The sequence below is a fragment of the Cryobacterium sp. MDB1-18-1 genome (assembly GCF_004402735.1).
Classification (GTDB): Bacteria; Actinomycetota; Actinomycetes; order Actinomycetales; family Microbacteriaceae; genus Cryobacterium; species Cryobacterium glucosi.
This window is the reverse complement of sequence record NZ_SOFR01000001.1, coordinates 44,774-56,727: the sequence shown is the minus strand read 5'-3', so window position 1 is coordinate 56,727 and position 11,954 is coordinate 44,774. Positions and strand designations below refer to the sequence as shown.

Genomic DNA, 11,954 nt, shown 5'->3' with positions numbered 1-11,954 from the left:
GCGGGCAGATCCGCTGCTGGACACTCGCACGGCACGGCTGATCAGCCGAGTTCGGAGAGCCAGGAACGGGCAGAGGTCTCCCACTTCGCGTAGTAGTCGGGGAAGGCGGAGAGCTGCACGGCCTGCGCCGCCTGGGTGACGGAGAGTCCGTCCCAGCCGGGAATGTCGAGCAGCCCCCTGGTGACCCCGGGGTTGGGGTTCCCGGCGCCCCCGAAGAACGCCTGGCTCGCCCGGACCGGGTCCATCACCTGGTCCGGCGACCCCCACCCCTTGCCGGGGCGCTGCTGGAAGAGTCCGAGTGAGTCCCGGTCGCCGTAGTGGACGTTCCGCAGTCCCGATTCCTGGGCGGCGGCGACGAGGGCGATGACGAGGCCCTGGTCGTTCACGCCGGCCGCACGGCCGGTCGCCACGATGATCCGGGCGTTGGCGCGCATCTCGTCGGAGAGCGGCGTGACCTGGCCGAGGACGGCAGTGGGAGCCGGCCCGGGTTCGGGCGCCTGCAACGGGGTGACGGATGCCGCGGCGACCGATTCCGCCGCGGGCGCGGGGATCGAGAGCTGCTGGCCGGGGTAGATGATGCTCGACCAGCCGAGGTTGTTCGCCTGCAGGATCGCGCGGATGGACACTCCGGCGGCTGCCGCGATCGTCGAGACGGTTTCTCCCGTTGCGATCGTGTGACTCGCGCCGGGCGCGGCGGTCGTCGCGCTGACGAGCGCAACAGCCGGGGCCGCTGCTGCCGGGGCCGAACCGGTGGGAATGACGAGGGCCTGGCCCGGAAAGATGATACTCGCCCTGTCGAGGCCGTTGGCGCTCAGCACGGCCGCGACCGCGATGCCGTGCGCGGCCGCTATCCCGCTGATGGTGTCGCCCGTCACGATCGTGTAGCGCGTGAGTTCACTGGCAACCGGCGTGGGGGCAGGGGCCGCTGCCGGGGCGGCACCCTCGGCGAGGGTGAGTTGCTGGCCGGGGAAGATCTTCGTCGACCAGCTCAGCCCGTTGCTCGCGAGGACGGCAGCGGTCGAGAGCCCGAACCTGCTCGCGATGCCGCTCACGGTGTCGCCGGCGACGACCGTGTACTGGTTCGGTGCAGCCTCGGCCTGCACGCGTTGCGCAGGGGCGCTGGTCCCAGCGGATGCCGGCAGCTGCGCCGGGTTCTTGAGCGGCTTCCGGCTCAGGGAGGCTGCCTCGGCGGGCGACGCAAGATTGAGACCGATGGCGACCGTGCACGCCACGGCGAGCGGCAGGGCCGCGAACATGCCGAGCGCGCGGGAACGGATGGCCGAGGACTTGCGGGGCCTGGCGGGGACGAGCTCGCCACTGGCCGGCGGTCGAACGATCCTGTTGGACTGTGCTGACATGACGCTCCATTCAGATTGGTCTGACACTCAGATGCTGTCGAGCCGAAAACCGCCGCCCGAGCTTGAGACTGGCTACAACCTTCACCGTGTCCACGAGCGTTAACTTGTCCACGACCTTCAACGTTTTCACACATGACTGCCGGAGTCAATCGGTATGACCCCCATCCGGGCCGCACGGAGCGCGCACCGGGGCATCCGGTGTTTGAAGTGGCCCGGGAATCATGGGAGGCTTGGAGGGTGACCGATTCGTTTTCAGATCAACCCTGGCTGACCATCCCCGACCTCGTTTCCCTGCTCGGGACCAGTCAAAGCCGGGTTCGCCAACTCATCGATGACAAGCAGCTCCTCGCGATCCGCCGGAACGGTGTGATCTCGGTGCCGGCCGCATTCGTCAAGGACGGTTCCCCGCTCCCTGAACTCCGCGGCACCCTGATCGTGCTCGCCGATGACGGCTTCACCGACGAGCAGGCCATGCAGTGGCTGCTCGAGGTCGACGACAGCCTCGGTGTCCCGCCGATCCAGGCGCTTCTCGCCGGTCGTAAGGCCGAGGTCCGCCGCGTCGCCCAGGCGCTCGCCTAGCCACAGGTTCGACCCCGGGCCCAGTTCACACGGCGAGCCCCTTCACACGGCGAGCCCCTCGGCTCGCCCCGCTCCCGGCTCGCCCCGGTCTCAGAACGACCGGCGTGTCACGGTTTCGGCGAGCCTCTCGAGCTGGTCCCGCATGTCGGGGGCGATCGGAGAGGCGTGGAGCGCGCCGCGCGCATCCGCGACCTGGTCCGTGATGAGCGTCTCGACGCTCTCGACGGCTCCGCTGGCCCTGATGAGTTCCTGCAGCGACAGGATCTGGGCCGCGTCGAGCCCCGGGTCTCCGAGGAGTCCGTCGAGGTACTCCCGCGCGGCCGGTTCGAGCGCGCGCCTGGCGAGTGCGATGAGCACGGTGCGCTTGCCCTCCCGCAGGTCGTCACCGCTCGGTTTGCCCGTCACGGCCGCGTCGCCGAACACTCCGAGCAGGTCGTCGCGGAGCTGGTATGCGATGCCGAGCGGAAGCCCGAAGGCGCGCAACGCGTCGAGGTGGGCCGTGTCGGCGCCCGCGAGTGCCGCCCCGATGACGAGGGGAGCCTGGACGCTGTACTTCGCGGACTTGAAGACGATGACCCGCATGGCGCGTTCGAGCAACTCCTCCTCCTGCTGCACGAGCCAGGCCCTTTCCTCGAGGATGTCGAGGTACTGACCGGCTGTCACCTCCGTGCGCATCTGGTTGAATTCGTGGCGACCGAGCCTGGCCGCCACAGGATCTTCGGAGGCCTGGAGGCCCTCGTCGAGGAGCTCGTCGCTCCACCCGAGGAGCAGGTCCCCGAGAAGGATGGCGGAGGCCCGGCCGAACTCGACAGGAGCGCCGGCCCAGCCGCCCGTGGCATGCAGGGATTCGAAGAGTTTATGGGCGGATGCCGAACCCCTGCGGGTGTCCGAATTGTCGATGATGTCGTCGTGGACGAGGGCGGCGGCATGGAAGATTTCGAGGGCGGCGGCCGCCGCGATGACCGGCGCGGAATCGAGTGCGTCCGAACCGGGGACGCTCTGCCAGCCCTGGTGGCAGAACTGGGCCCGGAAGCGCTTACCACCGCTGAGAAACTGCCGTGAGAAGTTCACCAGCGCGCTAAGATCCGGGCTGACAGTAGTCACAATTAGTTGACGGGTTTTCAGGAATTCGTCGATGCGAGTTTGAACCAGATCGACCAGTTGATTGCTTTCAGCCACCCGCCTAGCCTAGCTATCGCGGCGGGGCTAGAATTGGGATTCACCGGTGATCCTACAGAGGAGGAATAAGATGCCGCTTTCGGAACAAGAGCAGCGACTCCTTGAAGAGATGGAGCGCGGGCTCTACCACAACGACTCCGACTTCGTCGCGACCGTTGGCGGTTCATCGCTTCGCCCGAACTACCGCTCGATCGCCCTCGGCGTTCTCGCGGTCGTCGCCGGTATCGGGGGACTGATCGCCGGAGTCGCAGTGCAGCAGCTGTGGCTCGGAATCCTCGGCTTCGTCGTCATGTTCGCAGGGGTATTGCTCGCCACGTCACCGGGCAAGGCCGCCCGCAGGCTGTCGTCCTCCGGCTTCTCATCCTCCGGCACGTCACCGTCCGGGACGAGCGGGTCACGCCCGTCGGGTTCCGGCAAGTCCGGCCGCGGGTTCATGGACCGTCTCAATGACCGTTGGGATCGACGCCAGGACGGCAACTAGCCCTTCGGCTCCCATCCTCCACAGCACGACCGAAACTTCACAAAAGCAGGGCCGATCACAGATCGGCCCTTTTTTTGTGCCCAAAATCGACTCTCGACCCCGCTCGCCCTTGGATTTCCCTCCACCCATCACTTAGCCTGTTCATCTGGTATTTTTCTAGAAATTTACTCGTTGATCGTGGCATTTCCCGTTTTCGTGGTCCAAAGTGGAGTAAAGTGGAGTAACACCTGAACTTGGCCGGAAGAGAAGGGGTGATGAATGTTCCTCGGGACCTATGCCCCCAAGCTCGACGACAAGGGACGCGTCATCCTCCCCGCGAAGTTCCGTGAGCAGTTGTCCACCGGCATCGTGATGACCCGCGGCCAGGAGCACTGCCTCTACGTCTTCACGACCCGGGCGTTCGAGGAACTGCACGAAAAGATCAAGCAGGCCCCGATCACGAGCAAGCAGGGCCGTGACTTCCTCCGGGTCTTCACCTCCGGAGCCAGTGCGGAAACTCCCGACAGCCAGAACCGCGTCACCATCCCCGCCAACCTCCGCAGCTATGCCGGCCTCGACCGCGAACTCACGGTGATCGGTGCGGGCGACCGTGTCGAGATCTGGGACACCGAGGCCTGGGACCTGTACCTCGCCGAACAGGAAACCTCGTTCGCCAACACCACGGAGGAGGTGATTCCGGGACTCTTCTAGAACCTGGCGCCTGACTCCCAGCCGTACGCCCTGACACACTTCCCCGGTGCCAGGACTGCCGGATGGGGATCAGGATCCAGGAACTACTCCCCGGGACCATGAACATCGACGAAATCCATACCCCCGTACTGCTCGAACGCTGTGTCGAGCTCCTCGCGCCGGCCCTGAACCAGCCCGGCGCCGTGCTCGTCGACGCGACCCTCGGCATGGCCGGGCACTCCGAGGCCTTCCTGACCCGCTTCCCAGGACTCACCCTCGTCGGCCTCGACCGTGACCTCGAGGCGCTCTCGATCGCCGAGGAGCGCCTCAAGCCGTTCCGCGACCGGATCCACCTCGTGCACACCGTCTACGACGGCATCCAGGACGCCCTCGACTCCCTCGGCATCGAAGAGGTCCAGGGCGTGTTCTTCGACCTCGGAGTCTCCTCGCTCCAGCTCGACCGGGTCGAACGCGGTTTCTCGTACTCCAAGGACGCTCCGCTCGACATGCGGATGGACAACACGAGCGACCTGACGGCGGAGCACATCCTCGCGACGTACAGCGAGTCCGAACTGCGCCGGATCTTCCACGAGTACGGCGAAGAGAAACTCGCGGCACGCTACGCCAAGGCCATCGTCGAGGCTCGGTCCACCGCCCCTCTCGTCCGCTCGGCCGAGCTCGTCGCGATCCTCACGAAGGTCACCCCCGTCGTCGTCCAGCGCACCGGACACCCGGCGAAGCGGGTCTTCCAGGCCCTGCGCATCGAGGTCAACCAGGAACTCTCCGTTCTCGAACGCGCGATCCCCGCCGCCCTCGATGCCGTCGCCGTGCACGGCCGGATCGTCGTGGAGGCCTACCAGTCGCTCGAGGACCGGATCGTCAAGAAGGCGCTCGCCCGGGCATCCACCTCGAGCGCCCCCGCCGGCCTGCCCATCGAGCTGCCGGAACACAAGCCACTGTTCACACAGTTGATCCGGGGCGCCGAACTCGCCTCGGAAGAAGAAAAGGCGAGAAACCCCCGTGCGACGTCGGTCAGACTTCGCGCCGCCGAGCGACTGAGGAGAGCCGGATGAGCGACAATCTCGCACGCGTGCTGCGACCGAACTGGGAAAGTGCCCCCCGGCACGACACCCCCGACCAGAAACCGCTGGACGCTCCGGCAGGCCAGCCAGGCTCGCGGCTTCGCCACATCGAGATCGTCGCAACGCGCAGCCAGCGCCGGGCACGACCCAAGATCGCCTTCGCCCTGTCCGCCGTCGCCGGGGTCGCGGTGATCATTGTCGCGCAGCTCCTGCTGAGCGTCGGAATCTCGCAGGGCGCGTACGAGGTGTCCCGCCTGCAGGCCAGCCAGACGGAACTCAGCCGCACCGCCGACAGCGTCACGGAGGACCTCGTCCGGGTCTCCTCCCCGCAGAGCCTCGCGGCCAACGCCGAGGCCATCGGCATGATCAGCAACTCCAACCCGGTCTACCTGCGCCTCTCCGACTCCGCAGTGCTCGGCGCCCCGAGTTCCGCAACGGGCAGTCAGGCCGGTGCGGCGAGTCTCGTGCCGAACGCGCTGCTCACCGGCGTACCTTTGGTGACACAGCCAGCCCAGGCCACCGGGCAGGGCGCGAGCGTCGCCGGCGCCGCGACGTCACCAGCCACCACGACCGCCCCGACAACCTCAACCGCCGCCGTGCCAGCCCCTGGCGCCGGACTCCCGACGCCCACGACTCGCTAGAACGCATTCCCGCACGAGCCGGGGTGCCACAACCGCGGCCCCGTCCGCAGTAAGGAACCGAAACTGTGGGTGTCAGTGCCAGGTCGACGCGCAGCGGCAAGCGCCGCATCGCGATCACGGTCGTTCTCCTCTTCGCGATCGTCGCACTCTTCGTGGTCAGGCTCGTCGACATCCAGGTCGTCCGTGCCGACACCCTCAGCGCCGATTCACTCGGCAACCGATCGGTCGAGCAGCCCATCTACGGCTCACGCGGTGACATCGTCGACGCCAACGGCGTCGTACTCGCCGGGACGGTGATGCGCTACAACATCACGCTGTCTCCCCGCAATGCCGTCGAGTTCACCCGCACAACGGCGGCGGGAGACCAGACGGTCACCGTCGCCCAGGCCGCTGCGGAGGTCGGCGCCATCACCGGTCAGACCGGAGACGCGATCCTCGCGATCATCTCTTCGTCGCTCGCCGCCAATCCCGCGTCGGATTACGCCATGGTGACCAAGGCAGTGGATGTCTCGGTGTTCCGGGCGGTCGACGCGCTCGAGATCCCGTGGATCTACTTCGAGAAGAAGCCCGGCCGGGTGTACCCGGACGGTGCGGTCGCAGGCAACCTCGTCGGATTCGTGTCGTCAGAGGGTGAAGCCCAGGCCGGCCTTGAAATCGGCCAGGACTCCTGCCTCGCGAGCACCGACGGAACGGAGACCTACGAGAAGGGCGCAGACGGCGTCCGGCTGCCGCAGAGCACCGTCACGGAGAAGGCGGCCGTCGACGGCGGAGATGTCGTGACGACGATCGACTCCGACCTGCAGTGGTTCGTCCAGCAGGCCCTGGCCAAGCAGGCCCAGGCCACCGGCGCGGCGTGGGGAACGGTCGTGGTGCAGGAGGTCAAGACCGGGAAGCTCGTCGCGGTCGCCGACTATCCCAGTGTCGACCCGAACAACGTCAACGGAACGACCAACCCCGATGACCGCGGCTCGCGCGCTTTCACGGCCTCCTTCGAACCGGGGTCGACCTTCAAGGCGCTCACCGCGGCATCCGTTCTCGATGCGGGCAAGGCCACGGTGAATACCCAGGTCGTCGCGCCCTATCGATACCTGCCGGGCAACGGCGCGAACATCAACGACAGTTCCGGTCACGCCGACCTGCACCTCACCCTCACCGGCGTGCTGATCGAATCCTCGAACACCGGCATGTCCAAGTTCGGCGAACTGCTGACCGACAAGCAGCGCTATGACTACATGACCAAGTTCGGCCTCGGCACTGCGACGGAGGCGGGGTTCCCCGCCGAAGACTCCGGAATCCTGCATCCCTACGACGAATGGGACCCCCAGACCAAGTACGCCACCATGTTCGGCCAGGGCCTGACCACGACGGCGCTCCAGATCGCGAGCATCTACCAGACCATTGCGAACAAGGGCGTCCGGTTGCCCGTCCAGCTCGTCGCCGGCTGCCGCCAGGCGGACGGCACCATGACGAATGTGCCGGCAGCAGCGGGAACCCAGGTCGTCTCGGCATCGGCCGCGCACGACACCTCGGACATGCTTGAGATGGTGTACCAGAAGGCCTGGCTGTCCAAGGTCTGGAACATTCCCGGCTACCGGGTCGCCTCGAAGACCGGAACGGCCCAGATGCCGGACGGCCACGGCGGGTACACCCACGGGTACCTTGTGTCGGTTTCCGGGTTCGCTCCCGCAGACGATCCGGAGTACGTCGTTTCGGTCAGTCTCGCCGATCCTGTTAAACTGAATTCGTCTGCAGCGCCCGCTCCGATCTTCCAGGAGGTCATGAGCCAGGTGCTGAAGAAGTACCGGGCAGTTCCATCGGGCGCTCCAGCGCCTGCCCTTCCCGGTACCTGGTAAGAAAGCGAGCCCCGTGACCGAGTTGGCACCATCGGCTCTCCGTCCTCAGCACCCGGTTGCGCGGTCGTTGTCGGGCATGGTTGATGAATTCGAACTTTTCCTGCGCGGCGACATCGAGGGTCTCGAAGTCTCCGGCGTGAGTATCTCCTCCCGTTCCGTCCAGCCGGGCGACCTGTACGTCGGCGTTCCCGGGCGAGCCTTCCACGGCGCGAGCTTCGCCGACGACGCCAGGGAGGCCGGAGCCGTCGCCATCCTGACCGATGAGGCCGGTGCGCTCGTCGCCGCCGGAAGCGGCCTGCCGATCCTCGTCACCCCGGACGCGCGCGCCGCTCTCGGCGCGGTCGCCGCCTGGATCTACCGGACCGACGAGAACCCGGCAACGCTCTTCGCAGTGACCGGAACGAATGGCAAGACGAGCGTCGTCTACCTCCTCGTCGCCATCCTGAACCAGCTCGGCGTCGTCACAGGCCTCACCTCGACCGCGGAACGCCGCATCGGCGACCTCGCCGTCGTGAGCTCGCTCACCACCCCGGAGGCCACCGAACTGCATGCCCTTCTCGCCAGGATGCGCGAAGCCGAAGTGCGCGCCGTCGCGATCGAGGTCTCCGCGCAGGCCCTCAGCAGGCACCGTGTCGACGGGCTCGTCTTCGATGTCGCAGGGTTCACCAACCTCAGCCACGACCACCTCGACGACTACGCCAGCCTCGACGAGTACTTCCAGGCCAAACTCGAACTCTTCCAGCCCGACCGGTCCCGGCGCGGCGTCATCACCGTGGACTCCGAATGGGGCCAGCGGATCGTCGCAGAGTGCCGCATCCCGGTGACGACCCTCAGCATCCATCCAGAGGTCGACGCCGACTGGCACCTCTCGATCGTGTCGGAGGACGCCCTCTACACGGAGTTCCTGCTCGAGGGGCCGGAGGGCCGCCGCCTGCAGACCCGTGTTCCGCTGATCGGCTGGTTCATGGCCGCGAACGCCGCACTGGCCATCCTGATGCTCGTCGAATCCGGCTACGACCTCGATGCCATCAATCACACCCTCGCCCGCGACGGCGGCATCGACGTATACATCCCGGGGCGCACCGAGCGCATCTCCGGCGACCGCGGACCGCTCGTCTACATCGACTACGGTCACAGCCCGGACGCCTTCCTCAACACCCTCGCGGCCATCCGCACCTTCACGCCGGGGCGACTGTTCATGGTCTTCGGCGCCGACGGCGACCGCGACACCACCAAGCGCGCGGCCATGGGTGCCATCGCAGCCAGGGGCGCAGACGTCGTCGTCATCACCGACTTCCACCCCCGCTACGAGGACCCGGCCTCGATCAGGGCCGCCCTGATCGCCGGCGCCCGAGAGGCCGTCCCCGACGTGGAGCTCTACGAGGTCGCCGACCCGCGCACCGCCTTCCGCACCGCGCTCGGCCTCGCGGTCGAGGGCGACTCGATCCTCTACGCGGGCCCCGGCCACGAGAACTATCACGAAGTGAACGGCGTCAAGATCCCCTATTCCGCCCGCGACGATTCCCGGCTCGCGCTGCGCGAAGCGGGGTGGCAGTAGATGATCGCCCTCTCCCTCTCCGAGATCGCCGGCGCCGTCAACGGCGCCCTGCACCTCGACGGAGCCCTGAACGCCGACGGCTCGCCGACGACGCCGGCGACCGTCGTCTCCGGTGCCGTCGACACCGACTCGCGTGAGATCCGCCCCGGCGGCATCTTCGTCGCGAAGCCGGGGGAGACCACCGATGGTCACCTCTTCGCTCCTGCCGCGATCGACAACGGCGCCGCGCTCCTCATCGTCGAGCGCGCGCTCGACCTCCCCGTCGCCCAGATCATCGTCGCAGACGCGGTGGTCGCCCTCGGCGACCTCGCCACCTTCGTCGTGGCCCGCGTCCGCGCGGAGGGTCGGCTCCGGGTGATCGGCGTGACCGGGTCCAACGGCAAGACGACCACCAAGAACCTGCTGCGCGCCATCCTCGAACGCGTCGGCCCGACCGTCGCCGCCCGCGCCTCCTTCAACAACGAGGTGGGCGCGCCGATCACGATGCTCGCCGTCGACTTCGACACCCGGTTCCTCGTCGCCGAAATGGGCGCGAGCGGCATCGGCGAGATCGCCAGGCTGATCCGGATGGTCCGTCCGGACGTGGGGATCGTCCTCAAGGTCGGCCTCGCCCACGCCGGCGAATTCGGCGGAATCGAAGCGACCCTGGCGGCCAAGACCGAAATGGTCACCGACCTCCTCGCAACGGATGTCGCCGTGCTGAACGCCGACGACCCCCGCGTCGCCGGAATGCGGGCACACACCCGCGCCAGGGTGGTCTGGTTCGGCCAGGACGCCACCGGCACCTCGCGCGCACCGGACGGAACGGACTTCTCCGGCGTGCACGCGACCGGGATCGAGGTCTCGAGCAGCGGAACGACGTTCACCCTGCACCTCGCGGGCGGCGACACCCGCCCGGTGACCTTCCAGGTACTCGGAGAGCACCACGTGATGAACGCCCTCGCCGCTGCGGCCACAGCAGAGGTGCTCGGGGTCGGCATCGACGACATCGTCGCGGCACTCGAATCCGTCGTCACGGCCGAACGCTGGCGGATGCAGGTGCTCGGCGGGCGTGACGGGGTCACGGTCATCAACGATGCGTACAACGCGAGCCCCGATTCGATGACGGCGGCCCTCAAGACCCTCGCCCAGATCCGGCGGCCGGGAGAACGCACCGTCGCAGTCCTCGGCGAAATGAGCGAACTCGGCGAATTCTCCGGGGACGAGCACGACCGCATCGGACTGCTCGCCGTGCGACTCAACATCTCCCAGCTCGTCGTGGTGGGACCCGCCGCCCGCCGGATGCACATCAGCACGATCAACGAGGGGTCCTGGGACGGGGAATCGCTCTTCGTCGACGACCAGGACGACGCCTTCGCGCTCCTCACCGCGACCATCCGCCCCGGTGACACGGTGCTCGTGAAGTCGTCGAACTCCGCGGGCCTCAGGTTCCTCGGCGACCGCCTCGGGGAGTTCTTCTCATGAGAGCCCTGCTGATGTCCGGCGCGATGTCGCTCGTCTTCACGTTGTCCCTGACCCCGCTGTTCATCCGGCTCTTCCACAAGCTCGGCTGGGGACAGTTCATTCGCGATGACGGCCCGAAGAGCCACCACGCCAAGCGCGGCACCGCGACCATGGGTGGCATCGTCATCATCCTCGGCACCCTGATCAGCTACTTCCTTGCGATGTGGCTCACGGGCACCCCGATCACGGCGTCCCCGTTGCTCGTGCTGTTCATGATGGTCGGACTCGGGCTCGTCGGATTCCTCGACGACTTCATCAAGACCCGGAACCAGCGCAGCCTCGGCCTCGGCGGCTGGCAGAAGATCAGCGGGCAGGTGCTCGTCGCCGGCGTCTTCGCCGTTCTGGCGCTGCAGTTCCCGAACAGGCACGGCCTCACCCCGGCATCCACCAAGATCTCACTGTTGCGCGACCTGCCCCTCGACTTCATGAAGCTCGGGACCATCGTCGGGATCGCCCTGTTCATCGTCTGGATCTGCTTCCTCGTCGCGGCGACCTCCAACGGAGTGAACGTGACGGACGGCCTCGACGGGCTCGCGACCGGGTCATCGATCCTCGCCATCGGGGCGTACATCGTGATCGGCTTCTGGCAGTCCAACCAGGCCAGGTACGGGGGAGCGGACATCGGCGACCTCTACCGTTCCTACAACGTGCGCGACCCCCTCGACCTCGCCATCGTCGCCGCAGCGATCGTCGGCGGCCTGATCGGCTTCCTGTGGTGGAACACCTCACCCGCCAAGATCTTCCTCGGCGACACCGGGTCCCTCGCCATCGGCGGGGCGCTGGCCGCACTCGCGATCCTCAGCCGCACCGAGCTCCTGCTCGTGCTCCTCGGCGGCCTGTTCGTGATCGAAGCCGGCTCCGTGATCGTCCAGAGGGCGTACTTCAAGGTCACCCGGGGCAAACGGATCTTCCTGATGAGCCCGATCCACCACCACTTCGAGCTCAAGGGCTGGGCAGAGGTCACCGTCGTCGTCAGGTTCTGGATCGTCGGCGGACTCCTCGTCGCGGCGGGCGTCGGCTCGTTCTACCTCGAATGGCTGACCGCATGATG

Annotated in this window: 11 protein-coding genes; 9 read left to right on the top strand and 2 right to left on the bottom strand. The window is 67.3% G+C overall.

Annotated elements, in window-relative coordinates:
• Window positions 1-41: 41 nt before the first annotated feature.
• Window positions 42-1,358 carry a LysM peptidoglycan-binding domain-containing protein gene (locus E3O50_RS00255; RefSeq protein WP_241975249.1) on the bottom strand — a complete coding sequence of 439 codons (1,317 nt, stop codon included), beginning with the start codon at window positions 1,356-1,358 and terminating at the stop codon, window positions 42-44.
• 237 nt (window positions 1,359-1,595) lie between these two features.
• Here E3O50_RS00255 and E3O50_RS00250 point away from each other — a divergent pair, with 237 nt between their 5' ends.
• Window positions 1,596-1,937: an Rv2175c family DNA-binding protein gene (locus tag E3O50_RS00250; protein WP_134446104.1), complete on the top strand. Its 342-nt coding sequence runs from the start codon at window positions 1,596-1,598 to the stop codon at window positions 1,935-1,937.
• A 90-nt stretch (window positions 1,938-2,027) separates the two neighbouring features.
• Here E3O50_RS00250 and E3O50_RS00245 read toward each other — a convergent pair whose 3' ends face one another.
• The gene (locus E3O50_RS00245) at window positions 2,028-3,008 is read right to left on the bottom strand and encodes a polyprenyl synthetase family protein (RefSeq protein ID WP_347233257.1); all 981 of its coding nucleotides are present in this window, start codon (window positions 3,006-3,008) and stop codon (window positions 2,028-2,030) included.
• Between the two features lie 178 nt (window positions 3,009-3,186).
• Here E3O50_RS00245 and E3O50_RS00240 point away from each other — a divergent pair, with 178 nt between their 5' ends.
• From E3O50_RS00240 to mraY, 8 genes are all read left to right on the top strand, one after another.
• A complete protein-coding gene (locus E3O50_RS00240) occupies window positions 3,187-3,597 on the top strand; it encodes a DUF3040 domain-containing protein (RefSeq protein WP_134446102.1) in 411 nt (136 codons plus the stop codon).
• A gap of 258 nt (window positions 3,598-3,855) precedes the next feature.
• A complete protein-coding gene (mraZ, locus tag E3O50_RS00235) occupies window positions 3,856-4,287 on the top strand; it encodes a division/cell wall cluster transcriptional repressor MraZ (protein ID WP_134446101.1) in 432 nt (143 codons plus the stop codon).
• A 98-nt stretch (window positions 4,288-4,385) separates the two neighbouring features.
• A complete protein-coding gene (gene rsmH, locus E3O50_RS00230; RefSeq protein WP_134446133.1) occupies window positions 4,386-5,339 on the top strand; it encodes a 16S rRNA (cytosine(1402)-N(4))-methyltransferase RsmH in 954 nt (317 codons plus the stop codon).
• Complete coding sequence (locus E3O50_RS00225) at window positions 5,336-5,989, top strand: hypothetical protein (RefSeq protein ID WP_134446100.1); 654 nt, start codon at window positions 5,336-5,338, stop codon at window positions 5,987-5,989. Before rsmH ends, E3O50_RS00225 begins: the two co-directional genes overlap by 4 nt.
• 65 nt (window positions 5,990-6,054) lie before the next feature.
• A complete protein-coding gene (locus E3O50_RS00220) occupies window positions 6,055-7,842 on the top strand; it encodes a penicillin-binding protein 2 (protein WP_241975250.1) in 1,788 nt (595 codons plus the stop codon).
• A 76-nt stretch (window positions 7,843-7,918) separates the two neighbouring features.
• Window positions 7,919-9,400 (top strand): UDP-N-acetylmuramoyl-L-alanyl-D-glutamate--2,6-diaminopimelate ligase, encoded by a 1,482-nt coding sequence (locus E3O50_RS00215; protein ID WP_174774577.1) that lies wholly within the window; start codon window positions 7,919-7,921, stop codon window positions 9,398-9,400.
• Entirely contained in the window at window positions 9,401-10,864 is a 1,464-nt protein-coding gene (gene murF, locus E3O50_RS00210; protein ID WP_134558348.1) for a UDP-N-acetylmuramoyl-tripeptide--D-alanyl-D-alanine ligase, read from the top strand.
• Window positions 10,861-11,952, top strand: coding sequence for a phospho-N-acetylmuramoyl-pentapeptide-transferase (gene mraY, locus E3O50_RS00205; protein ID WP_134446097.1), 1,092 nt, complete (start codon window positions 10,861-10,863; stop codon window positions 11,950-11,952). The genes murF and mraY overlap by 4 nt, the downstream gene beginning before the upstream one ends.
• Window positions 11,953-11,954: the final 2 nt, after the last annotated feature.

Coding starts and splice junctions, on each gene's coding strand:
- E3O50_RS00255 (WP_241975249.1), bottom strand. CDS start 1,358: ATGTCAGCACAGTCCAACAGGATCGTTCGACCGCCGGCCAGTGGCGAG.
- E3O50_RS00240 (WP_134446102.1), top strand. CDS start 3,187: ATGCCGCTTTCGGAACAAGAGCAGCGACTCCTTGAAGAGATGGAGCGC.
- mraZ (WP_134446101.1), top strand. CDS start 3,856: ATGTTCCTCGGGACCTATGCCCCCAAGCTCGACGACAAGGGACGCGTC.
- rsmH (WP_134446133.1), top strand. CDS start 4,386: ATGAACATCGACGAAATCCATACCCCCGTACTGCTCGAACGCTGTGTC.
- E3O50_RS00225 (WP_134446100.1), top strand. CDS start 5,336: ATGAGCGACAATCTCGCACGCGTGCTGCGACCGAACTGGGAAAGTGCC.
- E3O50_RS00215 (WP_174774577.1), top strand. CDS start 7,919: ATGGTTGATGAATTCGAACTTTTCCTGCGCGGCGACATCGAGGGTCTC.
- murF (WP_134558348.1), top strand. CDS start 9,401: ATGATCGCCCTCTCCCTCTCCGAGATCGCCGGCGCCGTCAACGGCGCC.
- mraY (WP_134446097.1), top strand. CDS start 10,861: ATGAGAGCCCTGCTGATGTCCGGCGCGATGTCGCTCGTCTTCACGTTG.